The following is a 26,734-nucleotide window of genomic DNA, read 5'->3' as shown; positions in this document are numbered from 1 at the left end:
ATATTCCTTTTCGCTAAAGTAGCATTGTTTCAAATCATTTTCTTAATTTATCGCCTATGGAACAACATGAAAAGCACGAGCATGCTCACGCGCACGGAGGTATTTTCGGTCATAATACAGAGCTGATCTTTAGCATTCTCTGCGGCATCTGCCTGGGCATAGGTTTCGGACTTCATTTTATAGCAACACTACCAGCCGTTATTCCCCTGGCGTTTTACATCGGGGCTTATTTTTTCGGTGGATTTTTTACTGCTAAGGAAGCCGTTGAAGCAATCAGCAAGGGTGAATTTGAAATTGACTTCCTGATGCTGGTCGCAGCTACCGGAGCAGCTATACTCGGCGACTGGGCGGAGGGCTCCCTGCTACTGTTCCTGTTTAGTCTTGGCCATGCGCTGGAACATTATGCAATGGGCAAGGCAAAGAAATCCATTGCTGCATTGGCCGAATTAACGCCTAAAACGGCGCTGTTAAAGTCGGGTGAAGAAGTTGCTGTGGAAACCCTGAAAACAGGCGATATCATCCTTATAAAACCAGATACAAAGATTCCTGCGGATGGTATCATAGTAGCAGGTAACAGCAGCGTCAATCAGGCACCCATCACCGGAGAGAGTATACCCGTAGAGAAACAGGCCATCGCTGATCAGGAAGTCAGCCCTGACAAAGCCGACCAGCTGGAAGCGAAATACAGGGTCTTCGCAGGTACGATCAATGGCAACGGTTCACTGGAAGTAAAGGTTTCGCGCTTATCTTCCGGCTCTACCATTGCCCGGCTCATAAAGCTGGTGAACGAAGCCCAGTCGGGGAAATCGCCCTCCCAGCGCTTCACTGATAAGGTACAACGTTATTACGTACCGGCAGTGTTAATACTGGTCACTTTATTATGCTTCGCCTTTCTCATCATAGACGAACCGTTCAGCAGGAGCTTTTACCGCGCTATGTCTGTATTGGTAGCAGCCAGCCCCTGTGCGCTGGCAATAGCAACTCCTAGTGCCGTATTAAGCGGCGTGGCCAGGGCTGCCAGATCCGGTGTGCTGATCAAAGGAGGAAGGCCTCTGGAAGACCTGGGTACGCTGACAGCATTAGCCTTCGATAAAACAGGCACGCTCACAGAAGGAAGACCCAAACTCACCAATATCATTACCCTCAATGGTACCAGTGAAGAAGTGCTGCTGCAACTAACGGTGGCGGTAGAATCACTGAGTGATCATCCCCTGGGAAAAGCGATTGTCAAAGACGGGAAAACAAAGCTGGGTAATGCCACATTGCCTACTGTCAGCGATCTCAAATCTGTAGCCGGGAAAGGCATCAGCGCCCGGGCTGGCGATGATACGATAGTGATAGGCAATCCCGCCTTATTTGAAAAAGAACAACTGCCACAGGAGCTGGCAGACAAAGTTGCCACACAACAGGAAAGTGGCAACACGACGATGATCATCAAAAAGAATAATGATTACATTGGCCTCATATCTGTTATGGATACCCCAAGAGAAGAAGCCAGACAGGCATTACAGGCACTGCGTGCTGCAGGTATCCGGAGAATGATCATGCTGACGGGCGATAATCAACCGGTGGCAGATGCTGTGGCCCGGCAAACGGGACTTACAGAAGCCTGGGGAGATCTGCTTCCCGAAGAGAAAGTGGATGCCATCAAAAAGTTGAAACAGGACGAAAGCAAAGTGGCGATGATCGGCGATGGGGTAAATGATGCTCCTGCCATGGCCAACAGCACCGTAGGTATTGCCATGGGCGCTGCGGGCAGCGACGTAGCGCTTGAAACGGCTGATATAGCCCTGATGGGAGATAAACTATCCCTCCTACCCTTTGCTATCCGCTTAAGCAGACAGGCGAAAAGTATCATCCGTCAGAATCTTGTATTCAGTATGGGAATGGTGGTATTGCTAATTCCGCTTACCATGCTGGGCATAGCGTCTATTGGCCCGGCCATCATCGCGCATGAGGGTTCCACGCTACTGGTAGTATTCAATGCATTAAGACTACTGGTCTTTAAGGATCATACCGCTAAAAAATAAAAATCCCGGGTATCACTGTTCGCTCAGTGATACCCGGGATTTGCTTATAAAACAGGTGCTGCGTTGCACCTAACGGCTTTCCAGTTGTACCCAGGGACTGCTGTCTTCCGACAACAGATCGCAATGAGCGCCGTACAATTCATCTAACTGTTCGGTATCACCGCTCCACATGGCAAATCCCATCAGGTAATTTTCGCCCAGGTTGGTCCAGGTAGTATAATTGTGCAGTAAGTCCTTGCCATACTTCCGGATATGTCCGATTGCCTCGTCCCTCGACAGGAAACCGGCATCATATCCCCAGCGGCAAAGATTAATAGCGCGGCCAAGGTCCCAGGTCAGGGCGTCCAGTTTACACTTTTTGCCTTCAAAACAACCCGCTTCCTCACGGAGATGCTTATAACCTTCGGAAATATTGGAAGCATACAGGTCTACCGATATTTCGTCGCCTTTCGCAGTAAACTCCTGTTGCAGTTTCTCCAGTTCTGCCGCCCTTTCCCTTACAGGCAGGGTGGTAAGTATATTCCAGATAGGCTTGAAGTAAACGCGATGGCCATGGTTCACCAGCCAGTCGATATTGCTCAGTAGTTTGTCCCTGGTATTAATATGCCACTCCCTTTTTAGCATGCCCCTGATCTCCTCCTGGTCGCTATCCGTTTCCAGGGTATCCATACGGTCGCCATGCAGGTAGGCCAGGTTGGCGCCACAGGCGATATATTGTCTGTCATGCAGGGACAGTGTTCCATCTTCATGCAAGGGCGCATCTTCTTCCTCCGCTTCAGGTTGCATGGCACGGTCCTGTTTGGCTCTGAGAGCAATCTCTTTCGCCCTGCGATTCAGTTTGATCAGTTTGAAAATAACAAATAGAATGTAAAGGGCTGTTACCCCTACGATAATGATGATCGTTTTCATGTGGAATCTTTAAATCTCGCCTACTGAAAATAAAAATCCAGCATGCGCGCTCGGTTACTGACTCAGATTAAAAAGCTGTTTTTCCTCTTTCTGGCTTTGGAATTTATGCTCCGTTGTATAGTTTTTGCAGTATTCCTGACGGTAAGGAATTGATGTTTTTCTCCTTATGCAATATCGCATTTTAAAGGGAATATTCTATTAAAAAGAAAAATCTATCTTTGCGATCGCTAACATTTATCAATGTAATACAATCTATTATGAAACAAGGCTTTTTTGCATGTATTTTAGCCGCACTCCTATTGACGATCACTGGTTGTGAAACTTCACAACAGATCCTGAATAACCTGCCAGCCAATCTGCCCACTTCCGGTGGTCTGAGTTCTGCACAGATTGCTGCCGCGCTGAAAGAAGCACTCACTATCGGTACCCAGAACAGTGCAAATAAGCTTTCTGCTGCCAACGGTTTCTTTGCTAATGCCGCACTTAAAATATTGATGCCTCCTGAGGCTCAGAAGGTAGAAAGCACCCTGCGTAATGTAGGCCTGGGTAGTGTTGTGGATAAAGCCATCCTGTCTATGAACAGAGGTGCGGAAGAAGCAGCAAAATCTGCCGCTCCTATCTTCGTAAACGCCATCAAACAAATGACGATCACTGATGCCCTGGGCATCCTGAAAGGAGGTAACTCAGCCGCTACCAACTACTTCAAGGATAAAACCACGGCAGCACTTACCAGTGCGTTCAAACCGGTTATCGGCGATGCCCTGAAGAAAGTGGATGCTACCAAATACTGGTCAGACCTGTTTTCCGTATATAACAAGTTCTCTTCCACACCGGTAAATACCGACCTTACCGCTTACGTAACCGAAAAAGCGATTGCCGGTATCTTCCAGGAAGTAGCAGTTGAAGAGCAGAAGATCAGGCAGGACCCTGCCGCCCGTGTTACCGACCTGCTGAAAACAGTGTTTGGAAGCGCGCAGGCACAGCAACAGGCAAAATAACAATCATCGGAATATTTAACGATCTTTGTAACATAAAGGGCTGACCAATGAAGCATCTTCTGCTCATTGGTCAGCCCATCTAATATAATATTACCCCCCTCAGGTTTATTTCAAGTCCAACTTAAGTCCACCTCAACTCCATATCAAAGGCATGGCAAAAGCATGTATAAGACTGGGGAAAGGCTGGTTTCCCCCCTGTAAGACTCCACCCATATATCTCCATGACAAAATAATATCACTTTGAGTCACCCTAAATGGGCGCATTATACTTCTCCCCCTCGTTTCTTATGGTCAGTATGAGATGGACACCTGCCTTTATCCCTTTCTGAAAGTGCCCTGGTCTACACGCTTCATAAACGCAATAAGCCCGGGAAAATAATGCTTCTGATCATCCCAGCAACTGAAATGGCTGCCTTCGGGACAGTATACATTACTTCCATTTTGTACCTGTGTACTCATCCACTTCATATGCTCCGGGTCCATTGTATCAAACTTTGCTCCTATCGTCAACGTGGGTACCTTAATCCTGGGAAGATCACCGCTGCGGTCCCAGTTAATGAGACGACCACCCGGTTTGAATTCACTGGGCCCCTGCATGGTAACATATACCGCTGCATTCAGATGTTTGAAAGTTCTGTTAGCTGCTTCCGGCCATTCAGGTAATACGCAGATATGCTTTTTATAGTACTCATTCATCACGAGTGCCTGATAGGTGCTGTCGCCGTACTGGTTATTGTTTTCATATGTTTCCAGTGAATCGACCAGCGACTTTCTCATTTGTCCCCGCAACACTTTATTGTACGCAGCATAACTGTTCATGCTGGACATCATATCAGAAATAATGAGCCCTTTTATATGCTGCTGGTATTTCAATGCATAATCTATAGCAAGCATACCGCCCCAGCTGTGCCCCAGCAGATAAAAGTTTGTACTGTCAAGTCCTAATGCCTGACGTACCTGCTCTACTTCTTCCACATAATGCTCCATCGTCCAAAGACTGCTGTCATTGGGTTGTTCACTGTAATAAGACTCCAGCTGGTCGTATTCGATCAGCTCAATACCTTCCTGAGGCAAAAAGCTTTCGAAACATTCAAAGAATTCATGCGTTGCACCGGGGCCTCCATGCAACAGCAACAGTTTCATCTTCGGGTTATTGCCAATTCGTTTGGTCCATACATGAAATTTACCTTTGGGTGTTGATATTTCTACCATTTTAACGCCACCCGTCTGCACACCTGAATCGTGTGGCATAAAATACTGTTGATAGCTGACGCCATGCGGTTCCTGATTACATGCTGCAAAGACCACTACTAGCAGAAAAATAAAATTTCTCATTTGATGCTGTTTAGGTTTAGGTTGAGGTTGAGAGTTGTGTATTTGGAAAGCACGAAAGTAAACTGAAATACACTGGGCCTATATCCCCAAATCAGGGGACAACTGCTACCCATTTTCCAACAAAAAACTGCATCAAAAGGTTACACAGGTGAGAAACACTATGGAATGGCGGGATAACACTTCTGCTGCCACAGGCATTTATCGTTCCTTCAGGAATGTCTGTTTTACCAACTTCTGATCAAGATATTGTATCAGCAGCAAGAGAATGATACCAAGGATAAATATAGTCCCATAGCGGGAAATGAAATTGCTGATCACCGCTCCTCCACCAAAATGCATCAATGCGGCAAAGGAACTCCCACCAAGGAACAGGCAACAAAAGACAACAATCAGATAAAACCGTGCTTCCGCCATCCGCTGCTTCCGCCTCTCCAGTTTAGCAGTCACTTTTACTGCAAAATCCCGGGGAAGATCGGGTGCGGCCTCATTGCCCAATGCTTCAAACAACATGCTGTATACTTCCAGTTCTTCTGCTTCCTCCGGCGACAAACCAGCCTTTTGACCAGCCAGTCCTTTTTCCAGTAATTCCTGCAGCTTTTTATCATCCATCTCTTTCATGACAGCTCATTTTTAAGATAAACACTTAATTTCTCCTTCAATAGCTTCCTGCCGCGGAACAGGTAGCTTTTCACTGTTCCTTCCGGCATCCCGGTTATTTCTTCTATCTCCTGGTACGAGAACTCGTTTAAATGGAATAATGTCAATAACGTCCTGTATTGTTCCGGCATCTGTGCAATCAGCCTGTTAATATACGCCGTTACGTCTTTTTTGTCCAGCAGCTTTCCCGGGTTTTCTTCTGCAAAGCTATAATTTTCAATGTCGGCAGGATGGGCTATAGTATGCTCATTGTTGTACTTTTTCCCGTAATTGATAGCTGTTACATAGGCAATACGGGCAATCCAGGTAGACAATCTCGACTTATACTCAAACCGGTGCAGGTGCTGATGCACCTTTATAAACACCTCCTGGCAGATATCCTCCTTATCTTCCTTTGTATTGATGATCCTGTTCACTACATGGAACACCAATCCCTGGTATTGTTTTACCAATACCTCAAAGGCCTTAAGGTCTCCATGCAGGATACGCGGGAGCAGTTCCTTTTCATCAATCATGTCAGATTAGACAACGGTTTGGCAATAAATGTTGCAAAAATTATGAGAGATTTGCAACATTTCCGGAATTCGTCTTGTCTACTGAGAAAAACCACTTATTATGTTTGCTATTGTCGAAACACTTGGGAGTTTTATTATGATCGTCTCCGTTTTTGCTATCATCGCGGCTGTCATTAGCGCTTTTCTCAATTACCGCCTGAAAAAACGCATTCTCGACAACGGTCCGGTAGACGAAAACTCGCTGAAACTGGTACCAGCCATCTCCCGGATGAATACCGAAATGCTAAAATGGGGTGTCATTCTCCTTTTTGCCGGCCTGGGTCTGATTGTCCTGGAGTTCATTCCGTACAATGTAGAACATTCACCACTTCCCTATGGTGTTGAAACGGTATTCATCGCCATCGGATTCCTTGTATACTTCTACATGGTAAAGAACAAATCTCACCAGGACTAATCCCCTCTTCTTCACCGGAACTAACCGCTCGCCTATACCTGCCCGGCTATTATCATTCACATATTGCAATCCCTGTTTTTTAAAGCTTCCAATGCTTTAAGGGGAATTGCCATGCCATAAAAAATCGTTACCATGAAAAAACAACTACGACCAGTATACACAGTCTTCCTGCTTGCGGGCAGTCTGACAGCCATGGCACAGGCGCCGGATTCATCCCATATAAAAGGGTTAAAGACGGTTACTGTCACGGCGCAAAAGCCGATTATCCGCCGGGAAATCGACCGTCTCATTTATGACATGCAGGCCGATCCTGACAGTAAAGGCAGTAACGTACTGGAGATCATGCGTAAAGTGCCTTACCTATCCGTAGACGTGTCGGGCAATATTCTTCTGAAGGGCAATACCAGCTTCCGCATCCTGGTCAACGGCAAGCCTTCTGCCCTGCTGGAAAGAGATCCTTCCCAGTTACTCCGTACCGTTCCCGCATCTACCATCCAGCAGATAGAGGTCATTACCACGCCACCGTCCAAATATGATGGCGAAGGACTTAGTGGCATCATTAACATTGTCACCATTAAAAGAAAAGCAGATGGTTACAATGGCACTATTAATCTCAGCGAAAAGTTCCCTGCCAATGGACCGGGAGCAGGCGCATCCTTCGCCCTTAAAAGCGGGAAACTGGGTATCTCTGCTTTTGGCGGCGCCAGCAAATCCGACCGTCCACATGCAAGAAACGATATGCAGCGCCATTCAGGCGGAGAATCACCGGCCTACCTGGAACAGGAAGGCGACAGGCGTTCGGGGCGTAAATCAGCCTATTTAGGCACAGAGATCAGTTTTGAGGCCGATAGTCTGCACCTGCTTACTGCGCAGTTCAACATCAGCGGCGACAATTCCGATGGCAAAGGATATCTGCTTTCTGATCTCAGCAACAGTCATACTACCCTTCAACATTATTATCTTAACAATAACGACGAGGGTAAAGGTAACAGCATGGATGCCGGTATTAACTACCAGATCACTTCCAGGAAGAATAAGAACAATCTCCTCACCTTTTCCTACCGTTATGCCACCAACGGCAAGGACCAGGATTACCAGCAAACCTTTACTGACACCATCAATTATTTCAATCCCGGTTACCGGCAGTATGACAACGAAACCTTCCGCGAGCACGCCGCTCAGATAGATTATGTCCGTAGCTTCAGGAAGTTCAGTATGGAAGCAGGTGTGAAAGGAATATGGCGCACTAATACCAGCGACTACAGCTATGAATATTATCAACCCTCTTCAGGGAAGTTTGAGCCTGATCCCTCCTCGAACCGTTTCAATGGCAACCAGGACGTTTTCAGTGCATATAATGCTTACACCTTCTCCACAAAAAAATGGGATGTAAAAGGGGGTGTACGTGTTGAGCAGACGTTCATGAGCGCTGCATTTCAGAGTGACTCAATGCATGTGCACAAGCAGTTCCTGAATGTGCTTCCTTCCCTCCTCATCAACCGGAAACTGACCAATAACAGCTCGTTGAACCTGGGTATTACCAAACGCCTGAAACGGCCCAATATCTACCGGCTCAATCCATTCACAGATAAGTCTAATCCTTCGAGTGAATCAACAGGTAATCCCGCGCTGCAGCCTACGTCTATCACCGATTTCCAGCTCAGCTACAGCTGGTCAGGAAAGATGTCTGTCAATGCCGGCATCAGCTATTCCTACAACAATAACATGTTCATGGAAATAGCCGCTTTTGATACGGCCCGTTATATCACCCGCTCAACTATTGAAAATAATGTGAAAGGAGGCGGCCTTGCACTCAACTACAGTATCAACTATCCTATCCTGCGTTGGCTAAACCTTAACATCAACGGTAATACCGTCTATATCTCTGTTAAAGGAGAGCAAAATGCAACAGCTGTTAAACTGAACACATGGATACATATGGTGAACACCGCTATTGCCGCACGTTTGGACAAAGGATGGCGACTGAATGCATCGCTGAATGTCATCGGTCGTAACCAGGTGTCATTACAGGCTTATGCGAATGCGATGGTCAGCTCCTCTTTCGGGTTTAATAAAGAGCTGATAAAAGACAGGTTATCCTGTTCGGCCGCTATTAATAATCCGTTTACACAATACCGTGATAACCGTATAACAACAAACGGTATCCTGTTCACACAAGACACCCGTACACAGGAATATTTCCGTACTGTGAATATGAGCCTCAATTATAATTTCGGCAAACTCAGGCAGGGTATTCAAAAGAATAAACGCGGCATTAAAAATGACGACGGCAACTAGTTACCTGAAGATTCCGTTAGACCGATCTGCACATTAGTTTGTATCTTTAGAGAACGACTAAACAGAAAAACATTAACCCAAACGACGGTCTCATGAAATTCAGGAAACTAGGTAACACAGACGTCCTATTGTCTGCAATAGGGCTGGGATGCATGGGCATGAACCATGCTTATGGTGAAGCAAACGATGTTGAATCCATCGCTACATTGGAAAGGGCCATTGAACTGGGCATCAATTTCTGGGATACAGCGGATGTTTATGCCAACGGTAAAAATGAGGAACTGGTAGCCAAAGTATTAAAGCCGAACCGGTCAAAAATATTCCTCGCTACCAAATTCGGCTTTACCTTCGCTGATGGCCAACCTTCAGGCTTCGACGGATCACCTGCTTATATGAAAAAGGCAGTAACAGACAGCCTCAGAAGATTACAGACAGACGTGATCGATCTTTATTATGTACATCGTGTTGATCCGAAAGTACCCATTGAAGAAACAGTGGGAGCGATGGCCGACCTGGTAAAGGAAGGAAAGGTGCGGTACCTGGGTTTATCTGAAGCTGGGGTAAACTCTATCCGTAAGGCACATGCCGTACATCCTATTTCAGCCTTACAAAGTGAGTACTCTCTGCTGACAAGAGACGTAGAAGATCAGATCCTTCCGCTCTGCCATGAGTTAAAGATCTCTTTCGTTCCATTCAGTCCGCTGGCACGTGGCCTTGTAACCAACACACTGGATGTAAACACACTGAAAGAAAATGACTTCAGAAAATCATTACCGCGGTACCAGGGCGAGTATGCTGAGAACAACAGGAACCTGGCAGAGGCATTTGGAGAACTGGCAGCCGCTAAACATTGTACAGCTGCACAACTGGCGCTGGCCTGGGTACTGAACCAGGGAGAAGATATTATCCCGATCCCTGGCACCAAACGAAGAAAATACCTGGAAGAAAATGCGGCAGCGGTGAATATCACCCTTTCATCTGCTGATAAACAGGCAATCGAAGACCTGCTGGCAAAATATCCGAATGTAGGCGACAGGTACAACGAAACACACAAATCATTCCTGGATAAGGATTAAACAAACGGGCGCCGCTGCTTATAACTGGTCAAACAGGTAATCCAGCGGCGCTTCTTCCAGTACTATCCTGTTGATATTCTTTCCCTCCTGCTCCCACTTGATAAGTCGGATAAACCCTTCGGCAATCTCTATACCCGTAATATCTCCATCACTGAAACAGCAACAACCGGTATTAAAATAACTGGGGCTTAGCATTGTCTTTACGAAATGTTTGCCGGCATATTCTGCCTTTCTCTTTTCCAATGCCTCCTGTAAGATCTTTATACGTTCCTCATCCTTCTTTTCAGTTGCCTTTATCAGCTGCTTGGAGAGCCGGTCAATATGATCCATAGAAGCAAATACCGGCTTATGTGTATGCCCTGATATCAATAGTGTTTTCTTATACTGCTGGCTCCACTCATACATGATAATATTATGTTCATCCACCAGGTCAAAATTATCAGAAAGGGTGTCCAGTCTGACATCAAACCAACGCTGTACAGGTGTCCAGATAGCCGCTACAAACCATTTACTGAAGGCATTGCCGTCGCTTCTAAGATCTCCCTGATGACCATGTGCTAAAAAGATGGTCTCATCAGCGTCTTTATACTTCATCTTCAGCACCAGGCCTTCATAGATCTTAAGCTCCTTTCCAAACAAAGGTTTCAGATACATGTCTCTCGGCACCTGATAATTCCATTCCAGGTCATGGTTACCCACTATCCTGTAATACCGGTTCTGTTGCAGGAAGCGGGCTTCCTCCAGCAGGGATACCCTGTTCTTTTCCACGACTGCAGATGGCTTATTCTCCCACAGCTCTTCACAATCGCCCAGGTTTACCAATGTAAATCCTTTCTCGTAGTAGTAACGTAAAGCAGTAAGATAGGAGGCTTCTGCCAGTATAAAATCGTCCGAACCATCTTTACCTCCTTTATGCTGATCAGAAAAAATGATAATAGAAGTTTTTTCATAATCGCATGTTAATACAAGTCCCTTGTCCTTCTTTCCATCACATATCTGTTTATATAGCTGCGACAATGAATCGAATACCAATTGTTTGTCCGGTTTGGAAGATACCGAGTTTGACATCCGTACTATAATGTTCCTTATAAATTTCTTCATACCTAATAGCTAAGATTGCTTACCGTTCTGGCATAGTTTTTCAGGCATCTAAGTAAAACATAAAACAATGAACCGCAAAACATTTTATATCCCCTATAACGGGGAGGATACCCGGGTAGACGTTGAGGACACCAATGGGAAGCGGACATTCCTTGTATATGTAACCGGAGAAGACGGGCATCTGAACATCAGTATCAAGACAGATGAGAATGGCAACGAGAACTGGTATGAGGGGGAACAGCTTACGCCCCGGGCTAAAGAGATCGGAGAATTAATTGAGCTTGAAACCATGTGATTCAGATCCGCTGGAAGTCGGCCGCTCCTACCAAGTACCATTCTCCTTCAAACTCCAGCACATCTCCCGGCGCTACAGACCGGGTACCATCTGCTACAACGGCATCAGGTCTCACCTCACTTCTGCTCGTCCACGGTTGGTCCGTATTCTGACAAAGCTCAAATGCCTCACGCAGATCGTTTACATCCACATCAGCGATATGCTGTAGATTTTCGATCTTCACGTCATCATCTGTCAATGGAGAGTCCAGGGTATAGTCAGGATTAAAGTATACTCTTACCATACTAGTCTTTTTTCATTTTATCTTCTGCTTCCTTTTGTTCTTCAGCATTCGGTACATCTTCAATACTGCCTGCTTCTTTAATATATTTCTCCGCCTTTTCGTCGATGGGCTTTTGTTCCCCCGTGTGCTCTTCCACAGGTTGCTGATCGTCCTGTTTTGGTTTATTCTCTGCCATCTTATAAAGTTTAATGCGGTAGTCATCACAAAAACGGTTCCAATTCATCCTTCATTTTAACATTTCTTTTAAGGGTTACCTTTTGCCTGTTTGCAGTATAAAATGTAAACACCATTTATGCGTATTCCCCTATATTTAATGGCACCAGTGCTGCTGGCTGCCGCATGTTCAAGCGCGCCATCAAGTCTTTCTAAAGAGGAAGATGCTTATGTAGCTACGGCTGATTCCACAGGTCTAGCCAATGACATTACTGCGCTGAATTCCCCTTCCCGTAAAAGGGTGCGTACAGCCGATGTGCGATGCCGTGTCAGCAATGTATTCAATTCATTGTCAGTGCTGGAACATACCGTTATCGGCGTAAATGGAATGATTGCAGAAAGCACGATGCACAATGATGTGGCTATGACGCAGGATGTACCATATTCTGCAGATTCATTAAAGCGTATACAACTGTATACACCTACGGCGAATCTCACTTTGCGTGTACCTGCGGCCAGTCTTGATTCTGTCGTGCATACACTAACGTCTATGGCCACTTTCATTGATTACCGCACATTGAAAGATGAGGACAAAACACTACTGTATCTTTCCAATTCATTGAAGAACGATGCACCTGCATCCGCGGCTTTGAAACCCACACCTAAAGGTACTGCGCTGGATGTAGCCACTTACCAGGACCAGCGATATGATGAAGGCACAGACCGCAGAATTGCTAACCTGGCCATCCTGGATGATGTGCATTATGCTACTTTCTCTGTTCAGCTGTTTCAGCCACAACAGGCAGACATACAGGTGATCGTCAATCCTGATAAGGTTACCCGTGCCGGTTTTGGTACAAGAACATTAACAGCGCTGATATTAGGTACGGAAACGCTCAGTAATCTTTTTGTATTCCTACTTTCCTGCTGGCCGTTTATTATAGTACTGGTTGCAGGATGGTTTGGTTACCGGAGAATGATTGTAAAAAATTAAAGCTGTTTCGGATTGTTGAAGGGTGTCCTGTAACAACAGGGCACTTTTTCGCGTATAATTTACAAAGATGACTTTCATCATATTCTGATATCTGGTACGATCTTACTTTCATACTATGTAAACTATTACCATGAACAATTTATTCCGTGCCTGTGCCTTGCTGATCCTGTTAGCAAGCTGTAACTCGTTATCCTCTATACGTCCTTTGCCAGCCATGCTTAATCCCTCCAAACTTCCATCACAACTATTTGATGTTAATACAGAAAGGGACACTGTATTGGCGTTAAATGGGGGTACTATCATCACTATTCCTGCACATACATTAAAGACAGACGATGGTAAAACCGCCCGGCTGGAAGTAAAAGAGGCACTTACCATAGAACAGATGCTGATAGCAGGTCTTCGTACCCAGAGTAATGGAAAACCATTACAGAGTGGTGGTATGATCTATATTAATGCGGCTAAAGATGCAAAGGTGAGCATATTGAAGCCATTGCAGATACAGATTCCGACTGGTAAAATGGTAGATGGTATGCAGCTTTACAAGGGAGAAACCGAAAAGAATGGCATTAACTGGGTTGATCCGCAACCGCTATCTACAAAACAGGACACGTCTGGTTCCTCTCCCGCTGATCTTGCGGTCACATCCCCTACGGACGCGATAGAGATAGATGAAACTTCAAATTTTGATGATAGTCAGCACGGCGGAACACTATTTCGACAAAACTGCGCTTCGTGCCATCATCCACATGTAAAACTTACGGGCCCTGCTTTGCGTGGTGTAATGCAACGGTGGAATAATGATACGACCGCACTATTTCGCTTTGTTCGTAACAGTGGTGAGTTGATTGCCAGTGGGCACAGGTACTCTGTTAACCTGTTTAACCAATATAATAAGCAGGCAATGCCTGCATTCACAATCCTGACCAACGAGGATATCAGTGATATCCTGGCGTACATTAGAAAAGATGATATTTCTGATTCATCATGTGACTCTTCCCAAAATGCCTCTATCCAGCCCGATAGCTGTGAGTATTACAATATCATATTTGATCTGGCCAGCGAAGCGGATAATGATGATAACTTCATCAAAATAACGGATACGATATTGAATGCCGGCAATCAGCTTTTAACAGGCGATGTTATACCAGATACCTTACCAGCTATAGTATACAAAAACCTGATAAGCCCGAAATACAACAGATCATTTTACTATACAGTAGATATCAATACTTTCGGGTGGTATAATATAGATATGGCATTGAAAACCGCCAGTGACCTTAGCCCAGCTAAACTGACTGTCAGCATTGCTGAAAAAGAAGACCAAAGCATTTCGGTATTCCTGGTAATTCCCTCACACAAAATAATGACGGAAGGAGGATATCTGAAAGACAGTAATCTCTACGGATTTTATGAGGAAGATGGAACCATTCCTCTTCCACAAGGTGTCAAAGCATATATTGTAGCTATCGGAGAAAATAAGAATAATCCACAGTTGTACTTTGGTAGTGCCAGCTTTATCACGGCAGAAAGCCAGGCTATCACCCTCACAATGGACACTATTTCAGCAATCGACATCCAAAAACAGATTGCCGGCCTGCAACTGCCAGACTTCTTTACCAGGATTAATAAAAAAGAGCCTTCCCCTCAAAAACAGGCACTGTTACAGGAAGCACAACGGGTACAAGCCATGAAGGAATACTGTAACTGTGTTACTCATGCAAAGTGATGGCGGAGATATTGAAAGAATTGATAATGACGGCAGGCACAATACCTCTCAGCAGATTTTAAATATCCTATACCCCGGCTGAAAGCATATCAGTTTTCAGCCGGATCACTCTCCCAAAACCTCATAATAACCAGCTTCTTATATTTTTCTTCCCCATTTTATGGAATCCTGTTACCCCCTGCATCATACAGCCGGAACATGGACCACCGGAATCACTATATTTATATCACCTAAAATCTGATACCTTGAAATTTACTTTACTCCTTCTCTTACTTCCCGCCCTCGCAGCCGCACAGGTACGTAGCAGTGTGGAGCCCATCGTCTCCGAGGACTATATGGAGCAGGTAAGAAAGCTTAGAGGTAGCATCGACCCCGTAGATTCTGTCAGTAATAACAGAAATATATACCTGAAGCTGAAAGGTCAGTTCCATCCTGACTTTTCTATCAGGCGTGTAAAAGTATCGGACAATAGTATCCAGATATCCCCCCAGTATACCCGATACCTGAGCCTTTCTACGTCTTATAACGGAAGTGTAGAGGTCAAAACCCATAACCGGCTACCGGAACTCCAAACAGACTTTGTACAGGGCCGCGGTGTGAACGGCGCTCCTGCCTGGAGAGGTCCTGAAACCGGGGAAATGTTTAGTTATGGGCCTAATATACATTCGCTGGAATTTGATGGCAATAACTATCCATACGATCAGAACGGGAGGCTGGTTCCACTGGGAACCGGGATCGGAAAAACCGCCACTGCATATGATAACAGTATTTTCAGGACTGCCGTGGCCCATTCCCATCAACTGAAACTATCAGGAGAACTTTTCAGATATGGTAAACGTACCTGGAACTTTGGATTAAAACTGGGACAGCGTAATGAACATACGATCATTAGGGAGAACAACAGCATCTCACAAATACTGGGTGTTGACCTTGGCACCAGCATCAAATGGTTGTCCATCAAGGGCTCGTATCTGTACAACCATGACCAGCTTTCCAATGGTAACAGAACAGGGTTTCTGAACAGGGCTTACCAGAATGCGCTGCTTACACCAACATCTTTCAGCAACATACAAGGCACGATGATCGGAGATGCACAACGCAGTTATAGTAATACGGCTGATAATCCATGGTTCCTGCTGAAAGACAACAACAATCGTTACCGCTTTACAGAACAGAATGCATCGCTTGTTTTAGCCTTTAAAAGGTCCGATTTTGATATTAAACTTACCCAGTCGCTTCAATATGTACTGGAAAACACCGTGGAAAGCTATAAGCCTGGTACGGTGAGCTGGGTCAATGGTATGTATACTGACAGGAATAAAAGAGATCTTGACTACCTGCTACAATTACAGGGACTCTACAATATTCAATATTATGATTATCACTTTAACTCCCAGCTGGGAGCATACTACACCTACGGCAATGCAAACACCCGCGTAAGGTACAGACCAGATGAAAGCCGGTATAATTATCAGCGTTCATCACATGACGCTTTCCTTACGCTTAACAATACCTATCACGAAGGAAATATTGAATTAAAAGTAAACGCCGGGAATAAATTCTATCTTTCCAATACGGCATCAAAGAATGACTTTATCCTACCGGCTTTCGACGCTGCACTAAAAATAGGAGGCTTACTTCCCAGCCTTGAATTGAACATATCATCCTCCTATCACGAAGTCAGCAGCGAACTGGCTATTGACAAATCACTGGCATATACCAATCTGCTCCAATACTCCACGGAACAGGCATTCAGCTATCGTCCTGTTATAGAGGCCGCCGGCTACAAAGGTCTGACACCTGTCAATCAAAGAGAATGGAATGGAGCGTTAAGCCTATCGTATGCATATACGTTACAATTCAATGCCAACGTCTATATTAAGAATACCCGTAATGATGTTTTCCCTGTTTACAGTAATGGAACGCTACTCCTGAAGAACATAGCAGACCTAAGGAATAAAGGGATTGAACTATCCTTACAAGCCTCCAATAACAATCGAGGAAGAGCTGTTAACCTTTCCGGTACGCTTTCTTTTTTTAAGTACAACACTACTGTAACACGGGTGAATGAAGGGGACAATTTTACACCAATTGCGGGATTCAGTAATGTTCACAAGGCACTTGTACAGGGACACCCATTGGGTGTGATCGTTGGTAACACTTATCTGAAAGACGCTTCCGGCAAAACAGTGATTGGTGATGATGGATTTCCCCTGGTAAATCCCACCCCACAGATCATTGGTAATTCCATACCGGACTTTGTAGTAAAGTTTAACAATATTATTATGTGGAAGAAACTAACACTACAGGCCAACTGGGAATGGAAGAAAGGCGGCGAGACCTGGAATGGTACGCAGGCAGCACTCGATTACTATGGGAGATCTGCACTTACAGGTGCACAACGAAATACTGCCAACTATGTATTTAACGGCGTACGTCAGGATGGTCATGTAAATGATAAACCCGTCAGTTTTTACGATCCTGCTCAGCCGGTGGAAAAGAACCGCTGGACCAGGTACGGCTTATCAGGCGTGGCAGCAGCATATGTGCAAAAAACAGATTATCTCAGGTTGAACAATGTCAATCTAAGCCATAGATTCAACCTGAATCGTAATAAAGAGGTGCTCACCCTGTCCACATATGTGAACAATATCCTGTTATGGTCGGCCTACAAAGGAGCAGACCCTGATCAGCTGTTGTTTGATCAGCCTAATACGACAGGCCTTGACTTCTTTAATCTGCCTGCTGCAAAGACCTATGGATTTAATGTCTCATTCCAATTCTAAGACCCATGAAGCACTATATAAAAGCTTACGCCTTACTGGTTATGTTCCTGCTTGCCTTCACAGGTAAAGGAACTGCACAGCTGGCAGCATACAACGATAATAAAGAAAAGATCTACATACAGACCAATCACGTATTTTTTAAACCCGGCGATGACCTGTTCTTTAAAGTTTATCTGGTAAACGCGAAGAACCAGCTGGCCTCTGTGATCAGTAGTGTTGTGTATGTAGAGATAGTTGGTCCTTCAGGTAGCGTATTAGCGAAATTGAATTACAGGATTGACGACGGATATGCTGAAGGACATTATGAATTTGGCCAGTCAGCTACCGGTGGCTTATATAAAATAAGAGCTTATACCACCTGGATGAGGAACGAAAAAGAATCGACCTGGTTTACCAAAGAGATCACGCTGCAAAAGGTGATCGCTCCCAGGGTTATGATGAAACTCGACTTCCCCAGAAAAGGTTATGGCCCGGGAGATGAAGTAATAGCTGCCTATTCCATCCGTGATCTGTCTAACAAAGCCATTCCAAACTATGAGATAAAATATACAGTGTCTCTCGGTGGGAAAAGCATTGAAAATGCAAAGGCGAAAACCGATGCGGAAGGCAAGGCCAATATCAGCTTCAAGCTACCCGCCGATCTGAATACAAACGATGGTATGCTGAACATCACCGTCAACTATGGCGCCTATACAGAAGCTATTTCAAGAAGTATCCCTATTGCACTGAATAAGATCGACCTGCAGTTCATGCCAGAGGGAGGTACATTCATCGAGAACATTCCTACCAATATCGCATTTAAGGCCATTAACGAATACGGTAAGCCTGCTGACGTTCATGGAGAAGTACTTGACGATCTTGGAAATGTAGCAGCCACTTTTACCAGTTATCATGACGGTATGGGGCAATTCTCCTTCACACCGCAGGCAGGGAAAATTTACAGTGCGAGAATTATTTCCCCTTCGGGAATAAAACAGCCTTTTGATCTGCCGGCTGCCGCAAAAAAGGGCATCGTTATGAACATTGACAGAAAGGAAAAACTGTTGCAGTTCAAATTAAGCGCTACGCAGGACATGAAGATAAGACTGACAGGCCGGAGCAAAGATGACGTGTATTATCGGCAGGAGATTTCGCTTAAAAAAGGAGAACAACTGATTGACGTCGATCCTTCGGATTTCCCCGCTGGTATCGCACGGTTCACTATTACCAATGAACAGCGTATCCCGCTTGCAGAAAGGATTCTATTCCTGCATCCCAACAGGATATTACAGGTAAAAATAACTGCCGATAAAAGTCAATACCTTCCTCGTGAAAAGGTAACCCTTCATCTTAAAACACTGGACGAAAACGGAAAACCGATACCGTCTAACTTCTCATTATCAGTAATAGATGACAAACTATGGTCGCTCGCCGATGATAAGCAGGATCATATCCTCTCCTGGCTGTTGATGAGCTCTGAGCTCCATGGAAAGATTGAGGAGCCCCAGTTCTATTTCAAACAGGAAGAAAAAGCAGCTATCCCGTCCCTTGATCTGGTCATGCTGACACATGGCTACCGTTACTTTGATTACATTGATTATATTGAAAAAACAGGCAAGCCCAAATATAATCCCGACCTCAATAATGTGCTGAGCGGTGTTATACTGGATAAAAACGGCCAGCCGGTAAAATCAACAGTATACCTCATCAGCGGTACAGACACACATATCTATACCAGCGGAAATGCAGTGCAGCACAATACGGGCGATGATGGCCTTTTCTTTTTCACAGATATCACTCCTGCCCTGAACTACCATCTCATTGCCCGTGCCACTCATAAAAAAGAACCTGTTACCATCAGGATACTGGAACAGGGTACTGGTTATGCACCTATGCCGGCCAGAAAGACAAGAGATCCGTTTGATAATGATGACCGCCTGCCTCCACCCTTGCTGGCATTGAATGAAATAGCCAAACCTGCAGAAACTCCCAAGGACAGAGAGCTGGACAAATTTGACAAGCCATTCCCTGATGGCGACGAGAAACGGTTGCAGGAAGTTGTCGTTATTGGCTTCGGAACACAAAAGAAAGAAGTGCTGGCTGGTGCTGTTGCCCAGGTGAAACAGGAACAGATTATTGCTGCTGATCCGTTTACACAACTGCAAGGCAGGGTCGCCGGTATAGCTATTACGCCAGCCACAGGAGCTGGGGCCAATGGGGCAAATATAAAGATCAGAGGTATCAACTCTGTGTCCGGAGCAGATCAACCCTTGTATGTACTAAATGGTATTCCAATCAGGAATCTGGATGATATTACTAATATAAATGACATCGAAAGTATTTATGTTCTCAAGGGCGCTGATGCTACCGCTATATACGGCAGCAGAGGAGCACATGGAGTCATCCTTGTTACTACCAGAGATGCAAAAACGCCTAAAACTGTTATCAACCTGGACCGTACTTATTACTATGCCTCACAATCCGTACAGGCAAAGAATAATGCCTATACAGTAGCCAGGCGGTTCTACGCTCCAAAATATTATTCCCCTGAAACGAAAGAAAGAGATGACTTCAGGGAAACGATCTACTGGAACCCGGTAGTACAAACTAACAAAAACGGAGATGCAGAGATTGAGTTCTATAACTCAGACGCCACTACTACTTTCCGCGCTATCGCCGAAGGCATCGGGTACAATGGTAAACTGGGTAGAACAGAAATGACCTATGCCGTACAGCCGCCTATGAGTATAGATGCCAAGATACCGCCTTATATGACTATTGGCGATAATGCACTCATTCCGCTTGTTATCAGGAACAGTAGCAGTAGGGCTATGTCTGCCGATATCAGTGCAGTAGTGCCGGATAATATGGTTGTTGGTAACTATAACAACGCCGTTAGCATATTGCCAGACAGCGCTACACAGGTGCTTATTCCAGTAAAAGCCACTGCTGCTGTTACAGGTGACATCAAATTTGTTGTGTCCACAGAGACAGGTACAGAAAAGATCTCACTGCCAATTAGCGTGAACAGTAATGGGTTCCCGGTTATTACGACTATTTCCGGTAATAAGTCAGCCACTACCAGCTTTACCTTAGGAAATATGATGGCAGGCAGTCTGGCTACAGAACTGAAAGTGTTCAACGACCTCGAAGGACAGCTGCTGAATGATATAGAATCCATGCTTAGAGAACCTTACGGTTGCTTTGAGCAAACATCCTCCAGCACCTATCCTAACATCTACATCCTGAAATATCTTCGTTCCGCTAATAAGAGCAATCCAGCCATTGAGAAAAAGGCATTGAAATATATCAGGGACGGCTATCAACGCCTGATCGGGTTTGAAACTGCTGAAAACGGTTTTGAATGGTTTGGCAAGACACCTGCACATGAAGCGCTTACGGCCTATGGCCTGCTGGAGTTCACAGACATGCAGGAATTCGTTCATGTCGACAGTCGTATGCTAAACCGTACGAAGGAGTTCCTGTTAAGTCGCAGAGATGGTAAAGGCACATTTAACATCGTTAAAAACGGTTATGATGCCTTTGCTTCCGTACCTGACAAGATTGCCAACATCTATATCGTATATGCGCTTACACAGGCAGGTATTGGCAATGAAATAGAGCTGGAATATGAAACTGCCGTTAAACAGGCATTGAACAGCAAAGATGCATATCAGCAGGCGATGATGGCCATTGCTGCCAGCAATATGAAGAATGAAAAAGATTATGCCCAACTGATGACAGCCCTGCAGGAAACGAAACTGCAATCGGAAACAAGCGTAACCAACTCAAGGGCACAATCTCTTAAAGTAGAAACAATGGCGCTGTATGCCATTGCATTGACAAGAGCAAAATCTCCGGACCTGGCAGCTATTGCCAATGTGATATCCCGTATACTTGGTGAAAAGACCTATTATGGATATGGGTCTACACAGGCTACTATACTTGCATTACAGGCCATCGTTGAATACAGAAAACTTACAGGCGAAATGGCCGCTGCATCAAAAATTGAAATAAAAGTAAATAACGAATCAACACTTGCAGGAAAGAATATCATCACCAACATCAAAGAAGGAGACAATACTTTCTCTGTAAAATACGCCAGCGAAAAAGATGGTGTACCCTATCAGCTGGAACTGGCCTATTATACTTTACTGCCACCGGATAATCCCGAAGCAGAGTTGAAGTTGGCAACCCATCTCTCTGCCAATACTGCAAAAGTGGGTGAGACAGTGAGATTGCAGGTAGAAGTGAAGAACATCAAAGATTACTTACAACCCATGAGCATCGCCAAGATTGGGATACCAGCCGGGTTAACCGTGCAGCCATGGCAATTAAAAGAGATCATGGAAAAAAATCAGGTGGCTTATTACGAGATCTTTGACAACTACCTGGTGTTATACTGGATGGGATTTGCAGCAGGAGAAACAAAGCAGGTCAATCTTGACCTGAAAGCAGAAATTGCAGGCAAATACAGAGGTAGAGCCAGTACTACTTATCTCTACTATATGCCTGAATACAAACACTGGAATCCAGGTACCGAGATAACAATAGCACAATAATATCTATCTGGCATGATTGATGGCAACGAGGCTGTTCCGCTCTGGCGGACAGCCTCTTTTTATTTATGTCAAACACGATGCCCGAAGCTCAACAATTTCCGTTAGTGCATCGGCCTGCTAAATCGTATATGCAAGAACAGTTGAGGCTAGCAAACTCCATAATAGTGATCATGAAAATGAAAGCTGACGGAGAAGCGTACACATTTTGTCTTCTTCCGGTGCTCATTATACATATACATGATTCATATAACTTCTCACATAAGCTTTCGGGGTAAATGTAAATTTTTTGTTATGAGCTATTTTTTTCTCAAACAAGAGAGATAAACGGTTTTAGCATTTCTATAACTAATGTTATTTTATTGAAAACTAATACTAAACTGTTCCTTGTTGCAGCCACTATCCATACCTTTAGAACAGTCAAAACTCAAAACACCATGAAAACCCTTTCCCCAAGACTGATCTGGATAGCAGTCCTTTCCTTCACTATTGCTTCCTGTACAAAAGAAGAGATCACGCCACAACCTACACCACCCGTAAAAGGTATGGTAAACGAAGTATCCGCGGCGGCGGTCTCTCTGACGGAAGATTTTGAATCGGGCACTAAAACTGCTTACGCAGGTGCTAACGTAACACTTGGCAGTGGCAGCTGGTACTTCGATGAGGCACTTATCGGCAATCTGTCAACAGATAGAAAAACGGGCGCAGCCTCTGCCCGTATCCGGAATACAGGATCTGTTACCATGAACTTCAATGCCACCGGTGCAAACACCATCACCATTTCGCACGGCGTATTTGGTTCTGACGGCAGCAGTACCTGGCAGCTCTGGATCTCCACCGACGGTGGCAGCACCTACACCCAGACCGGTAGTACGGTTACCACTTCGTCTACTACCCTGCAAACGGCCACCTTCACCCTCAGCGTAACAGGCAACATCCGCTTGTCTATCCGTAAGATATCCGGTGGCAGCAACCGTATTAACATCGACAACATTACCATCAGCACCGGCACTTCAGGCGGTGGTGGTACCCCGGGAGATGACAGTCACCTACTACTCGGTAATCCGAGTGGAGCAGTGGCCAGCACCTCCTATCCTACCAATTACCTGATGGATCAGACGTATTATGTGGAGTCCTATAATAATGTCAGAGGGACACCCAATTGGGTAAGCTGGCATATCAGCAGCTCCGATCTCGGAAGCGCCGCACGTCAGGATGACTTCAGAGCTAATACCAGCCTGCCTTCGGGATGGTACCAGGTAGGCGCTACCAGTTATTCCGGCAGTGGTTTCGACCGCGGACATAACTGTCCGTCTGCCGACAGGACATCAACCGTTACAGCCAATTCTTCCACCTTCCTGATGACCAACATGATCCCGCAGGCTCCGCAGAACAATCAACAGACATGGAATAACCTGGAAATATATACCCGCTCGCTTGTTACAGCAGGCAACGAAGTGTATGTAATAATGGGGAACTATGGTACCGGAGGCACCGGAAGCAATGGAGGTACTACAACTACGATAGACAATGGTCATGTAACAGTCCCATCCAACGTATGGAAAGTAATTGTTGTTATATCTAATGGTAACAATGACCTTAGCCGCATTAGCACATCCACACGTGTGATTGCAGTAAATACGCCTAATATCAACAGCATCGGAACTGACTGGAAAAGTTACCGCACCAGTGTAGATGCGATAGAAGCCGCAACCGGCTATGATCTGTTATCTAACGTACCTGCAAGCATCCAGCAGGTTGTGGAAGCACAGGTAGATAATCAGTAACAGTAACGGATAAAAAAAATTACGGATTAGGATCATAAATTGCATAATGCCATGATTCCGGCAATATTTCAATCATGATGCTAATCCGTAATTATTGCGCTCTTAGTATAGTTTCACATACCCGGATGTGTAACCGCTTGTAAGCGTCTTATTGGTGATCTGGTAATAGTTGGTAGCAGTGGTACCAGAAGCAGCTACTGTAGCGAACTTAAAGTTTGCCAGTGAGCCTGTACCTTCAGATACTATTGCACCATTCTCAAGATAGATGTAATACTTAGGATAGATTGTACCCACACCTTTCAGTGGAGCAATGAAAACGTTACCATTTACAATGTTTTTACCTGTCTGACCGGTATAACCATTGATACGCAGAGTGTTACCTCCTGTATTAGCTACAGTATTGTTCAGGAACTGTACGGCAGCGCCGGCAGCACCTCTCATGCTCACACCATCGCCCACGTTATCAGCGAACAGGTTGTTCTTGATAATGTGATTGGTACCTGATCCATAGAACTGGCACAGTTCACCCCAACCATTACGAACGATGTTGTCGTGTGTGTTGGTGCCCATTGTACGTCCACCGATCAGGATACCGCCATTGTGAGCGGAATTGTGTTGTGTAGCCCAATTGGTCACGGTGTTGGAGTAGATTTCCACGTTATCCATTGCAGATGTCTGAATACCATCCAGACCGCTGTTAGATACGATGTTGCTGTAAATCTTTACACCGTTCCATTTGATTGGCTGTACATATTGGTGACCTGCAGTCATACCTGCTGTAGTACCATAGTAAGGTACTCCCGCTGTGAGATCCCAGTAGGTGGCAGTATGACCTAAGTACATAGCTTCGTTCCTGGTGTTGTTGATGGAAATACCATGGATACTCAGGTTGTACATAGTAGAGTTAGGATATGCAGTAGTTGCATCGCCTTTAACAGGTTCTGTCTTCGCTACGATACCTGTACCACCATTGTTGATGCTCAGGTTGTAGATTTCGAAGTTGTCTGTATGGTTGCCGAGGTGAATATTGAAATACGCTTCTCTGGCAGTCGTGGTAGAACCATTGATTACCATATAAGCTTTACCATTCGGGCTACCCAGTTTAATGTAATGGCAATTTGAAAAGTCAAATGCACATGGATAACCTCCACCTGCCCAGGCAGGATCCCCAAAATAGGAAACGGAGCCTGATGGGTTCTGGAAAATGATTGGAGCAGTGGCTGTTCCGCTCATGTTAGAAATGAAAACCGCTTTAAAGGTCCCCTTCAAATTAATAATGTCACCTGGTTTATAAGTTCCGGCCGAATTGTTAATAACCAATCTTCCATATGCATCCGGTACTAATGTAAAAGTCCGTCCTGTTGTCGTAGTGACACTTGTCGCTGAATTCCCGATTGTCTTATCGATACTTTCGTCTGCCTCTTTCTTACATCCTACAATAAACGAAAGGAGTGCTGCGGCGGCAATAAGCGCGTGCCGGCGGTAGTCATGTCTGATTTTCATGGTTTTTCTATAATGTTATGGTTCATGCAGACCGTCATACTTGCAATATCCCCCTGCAAGCGGTCTAACGATATGGTTTAAATATTAAAATCTTCCCTAATGTTGTTTTACACTGATTTTTCTCTAAAATTTGGCAATTTTTCTCTGCAATGCATTTAACTTATAACAATACCCCCTTTTCTTTTAAAAGTTTTCAAAAAACAAGCAAAAGTACTTTTTCCAAAACGAGAGCGAAGTTAAAATATTATACGTGTAATAAAACTTTTTTTTCGCTCCAAAAGCCAGACTATCAATATCTAATATACAAAATAAATATACATAAATTTTCTTAATGTGTTAATTTATTATAAAATAAATCTGCAGGGGCTAAATAAGACCGGTTAGTCTATAACGGAAAAGTATATATTAAAAATCAGTCTTTTTCTAACGGAGAAGTATCCATCTTAATCATCTTTCTACTAACGGTAAAGAATATACAATAGAAATATATAATACATAAGTTACGATTCAGATTTCCTTCATTTTCTTATAGGGGGCACTCCGCTATTTCAGTCACCACAGCAGGTTCTAAACAATAAGACGCGTATTATTGTATTCAATGAGAAAATATGCCTTATCGTAGTTTTCCCGATAATGATTGCTCAACTGTCTGAAGTAACCAATCGCAATGATTACACAAAATTTGTGTAATCTTCAGCCCGGCTATTGCCAAAATAGATTAATGTATAGCTTCTGAACCGCATATAACACTCTGGTAACTAACAAATAACACATCTGGAACCGTTTTTGCAAGCCCTACAGTAAACCGGCGCGAAAGCTAATTTTTGAAACACCTTTATCGGCAAAACACCTAATATGAAGATGAAAGCACAATATGTTGTCGCAGTTTGGCTGGCAAATTTTAACCATGAAAAAGAACTGCGTAATTACCTGGAAGTAAAGTATGATGAAGATGGCAACAGCCAGTCCGGCTTCGGCGATGCTGTAGGCCTGGAACATTTTGACAGCGACTTTCTGGAATATGCTTCCTTTAACAATGCAATGAAACCTGAAGAGATTATCAATGGTGTTTCCTTTAGTGAATACTTTAAACATCATCTTACACCATTGATCAATGACGATTCATTATCCGCGCACAATACCATTATATTCCTGTATGGCAAACAGGATGTATACGGCGCTATCAACGAGCATATATTCTCCCTGGTCAACATGCCCCAACAGCAGTTGCCCTTCAGTTTTATTGGTACTATAAAATTTGAGATCGAAAACCAGTAAACGGTTGTAAAAGAC

At 44.6% G+C, this 26,734-nt stretch carries 20 protein-coding genes; 12 read left to right on the top strand and 8 right to left on the bottom strand.

Going from position 1 to position 26,734, the window contains the following annotated elements; all coding sequences use genetic code 11:
- Nucleotides 1-56 precede the first annotated feature (56 nt).
- Entirely contained in the window at nucleotides 57-2,030 is a 1,974-nt protein-coding gene (locus BLR32_RS15980) for a heavy metal translocating P-type ATPase (protein ID WP_089833487.1), read from the top strand.
- Nucleotides 2,031-2,099: 69 nt separating this feature from the next.
- Here BLR32_RS15980 and BLR32_RS15975 read toward each other — a convergent pair whose 3' ends face one another.
- The gene (locus BLR32_RS15975) at nucleotides 2,100-2,939 is read right to left on the bottom strand and encodes a DUF1266 domain-containing protein (protein ID WP_089833485.1); all 840 of its coding nucleotides are present in this window, start codon (nucleotides 2,937-2,939) and stop codon (nucleotides 2,100-2,102) included.
- Between the two features lie 257 nt (nucleotides 2,940-3,196).
- On the opposite strand from BLR32_RS15975, the gene BLR32_RS15970 reads away from it, so the two are divergent.
- Nucleotides 3,197-3,937 (top strand): DUF4197 domain-containing protein, encoded by a 741-nt coding sequence (locus tag BLR32_RS15970; protein ID WP_089833483.1) that lies wholly within the window; start codon nucleotides 3,197-3,199, stop codon nucleotides 3,935-3,937.
- A gap of 315 nt (nucleotides 3,938-4,252) precedes the next feature.
- Here the strand turns inward: BLR32_RS15970 and BLR32_RS15965 are convergent, their stop codons facing one another.
- The 3 genes from BLR32_RS15965 to BLR32_RS15955 all read right to left on the bottom strand — a co-directional run bounded on the left by BLR32_RS15965 (nucleotide 4,253) and on the right by BLR32_RS15955 (nucleotide 6,444).
- The gene (locus tag BLR32_RS15965) at nucleotides 4,253-5,272 is read right to left on the bottom strand and encodes a proline iminopeptidase-family hydrolase (protein ID WP_089833482.1); all 1,020 of its coding nucleotides are present in this window, start codon (nucleotides 5,270-5,272) and stop codon (nucleotides 4,253-4,255) included.
- 198 nt (nucleotides 5,273-5,470) lie between these two features.
- Complete coding sequence (locus BLR32_RS15960; RefSeq protein WP_089833480.1) at nucleotides 5,471-5,890, bottom strand: hypothetical protein; 420 nt, start codon at nucleotides 5,888-5,890, stop codon at nucleotides 5,471-5,473.
- Nucleotides 5,887-6,444 (bottom strand): RNA polymerase sigma factor, encoded by a 558-nt coding sequence (locus tag BLR32_RS15955; RefSeq protein ID WP_089833478.1) that lies wholly within the window; start codon nucleotides 6,442-6,444, stop codon nucleotides 5,887-5,889. Before BLR32_RS15955 ends, BLR32_RS15960 begins: the two co-directional genes overlap by 4 nt.
- Before the next feature lie 100 nt (nucleotides 6,445-6,544).
- Between BLR32_RS15955 and BLR32_RS15950 the strand changes: the two genes are divergently transcribed.
- The 3 genes from BLR32_RS15950 (at nucleotide 6,545) to BLR32_RS15940 (ending at nucleotide 10,272) form a co-directional block, all read left to right on the top strand.
- Nucleotides 6,545-6,898 carry a hypothetical protein gene (locus tag BLR32_RS15950; RefSeq protein WP_089833476.1) on the top strand — a complete coding sequence of 118 codons (354 nt, stop codon included), beginning with the start codon at nucleotides 6,545-6,547 and terminating at the stop codon, nucleotides 6,896-6,898.
- A gap of 132 nt (nucleotides 6,899-7,030) precedes the next feature.
- Nucleotides 7,031-9,196, top strand: coding sequence for an outer membrane beta-barrel protein (locus tag BLR32_RS15945; protein WP_089833474.1), 2,166 nt, complete (start codon nucleotides 7,031-7,033; stop codon nucleotides 9,194-9,196).
- Between the two features lie 92 nt (nucleotides 9,197-9,288).
- Nucleotides 9,289-10,272 (top strand): aldo/keto reductase, encoded by a 984-nt coding sequence (locus tag BLR32_RS15940; protein WP_089833472.1) that lies wholly within the window; start codon nucleotides 9,289-9,291, stop codon nucleotides 10,270-10,272.
- Nucleotides 10,273-10,290: 18 nt separating this feature from the next.
- On the opposite strand, the gene BLR32_RS15935 is transcribed toward BLR32_RS15940, so the two are convergent.
- The gene (locus BLR32_RS15935) at nucleotides 10,291-11,373 is read right to left on the bottom strand and encodes a metallophosphoesterase (protein ID WP_089833470.1); all 1,083 of its coding nucleotides are present in this window, start codon (nucleotides 11,371-11,373) and stop codon (nucleotides 10,291-10,293) included.
- Nucleotides 11,374-11,440: 67 nt separating this feature from the next.
- On the opposite strand from BLR32_RS15935, the gene BLR32_RS15930 reads away from it, so the two are divergent.
- Nucleotides 11,441-11,668, top strand: a complete 228-nt coding sequence (locus BLR32_RS15930; RefSeq protein WP_089833468.1) for a hypothetical protein — start codon at nucleotides 11,441-11,443, stop codon at nucleotides 11,666-11,668.
- Nucleotide 11,669: 1 nt separating this feature from the next.
- Here the strand turns inward: BLR32_RS15930 and BLR32_RS15925 are convergent, their stop codons facing one another.
- The gene (locus BLR32_RS15925) at nucleotides 11,670-11,951 is read right to left on the bottom strand and encodes a hypothetical protein (protein WP_089833466.1); all 282 of its coding nucleotides are present in this window, start codon (nucleotides 11,949-11,951) and stop codon (nucleotides 11,670-11,672) included.
- Between the two features lies 1 nt (nucleotide 11,952).
- Complete coding sequence (locus BLR32_RS34055) at nucleotides 11,953-12,126, bottom strand: hypothetical protein (protein WP_176842303.1); 174 nt, start codon at nucleotides 12,124-12,126, stop codon at nucleotides 11,953-11,955.
- A gap of 117 nt (nucleotides 12,127-12,243) precedes the next feature.
- Here BLR32_RS34055 and BLR32_RS15920 point away from each other — a divergent pair, with 117 nt between their 5' ends.
- From BLR32_RS15920 to BLR32_RS15895, 5 genes are all read left to right on the top strand, one after another.
- Nucleotides 12,244-13,098, top strand: a complete 855-nt coding sequence (locus tag BLR32_RS15920) for a DUF4349 domain-containing protein (protein ID WP_089833464.1) — start codon at nucleotides 12,244-12,246, stop codon at nucleotides 13,096-13,098.
- A gap of 130 nt (nucleotides 13,099-13,228) precedes the next feature.
- Nucleotides 13,229-14,827, top strand: coding sequence for a c-type cytochrome (locus BLR32_RS15915; protein ID WP_089833461.1), 1,599 nt, complete (start codon nucleotides 13,229-13,231; stop codon nucleotides 14,825-14,827).
- 245 nt (nucleotides 14,828-15,072) lie between these two features.
- Nucleotides 15,073-17,613 carry a TonB-dependent receptor gene (locus BLR32_RS15910; protein ID WP_089833459.1) on the top strand — a complete coding sequence of 847 codons (2,541 nt, stop codon included), beginning with the start codon at nucleotides 15,073-15,075 and terminating at the stop codon, nucleotides 17,611-17,613.
- Nucleotides 17,614-17,618: 5 nt separating this feature from the next.
- Nucleotides 17,619-22,154 (top strand): TonB-dependent receptor plug domain-containing protein, encoded by a 4,536-nt coding sequence (locus tag BLR32_RS15905; RefSeq protein WP_089833458.1) that lies wholly within the window; start codon nucleotides 17,619-17,621, stop codon nucleotides 22,152-22,154.
- A 434-nt stretch (nucleotides 22,155-22,588) separates the two neighbouring features.
- Nucleotides 22,589-23,938 carry a DNA/RNA non-specific endonuclease gene (locus BLR32_RS15895; RefSeq protein ID WP_089834181.1) on the top strand — a complete coding sequence of 450 codons (1,350 nt, stop codon included), beginning with the start codon at nucleotides 22,589-22,591 and terminating at the stop codon, nucleotides 23,936-23,938.
- Between the two features lie 102 nt (nucleotides 23,939-24,040).
- Here BLR32_RS15895 and BLR32_RS15890 read toward each other — a convergent pair whose 3' ends face one another.
- On the bottom strand, nucleotides 24,041-25,441 hold the full coding sequence (locus BLR32_RS15890) for a right-handed parallel beta-helix repeat-containing protein (protein WP_089833454.1): 1,401 nt from the start codon (nucleotides 25,439-25,441) through the stop codon (nucleotides 24,041-24,043).
- An 855-nt stretch (nucleotides 25,442-26,296) separates the two neighbouring features.
- On the opposite strand from BLR32_RS15890, the gene BLR32_RS15885 reads away from it, so the two are divergent.
- Nucleotides 26,297-26,719, top strand: a complete 423-nt coding sequence (locus tag BLR32_RS15885; RefSeq protein ID WP_089833452.1) for an immunity 22 family protein — start codon at nucleotides 26,297-26,299, stop codon at nucleotides 26,717-26,719.
- Nucleotides 26,720-26,734 lie beyond the last annotated feature (15 nt).

The sequence above is a fragment of the Chitinophaga filiformis genome, assembly GCF_900102545.1.
Classification (GTDB): Bacteria; Bacteroidota; Bacteroidia; order Chitinophagales; family Chitinophagaceae; genus Chitinophaga; species Chitinophaga filiformis.
This window is presented reverse-complemented; position numbering and strand designations above follow the sequence as displayed.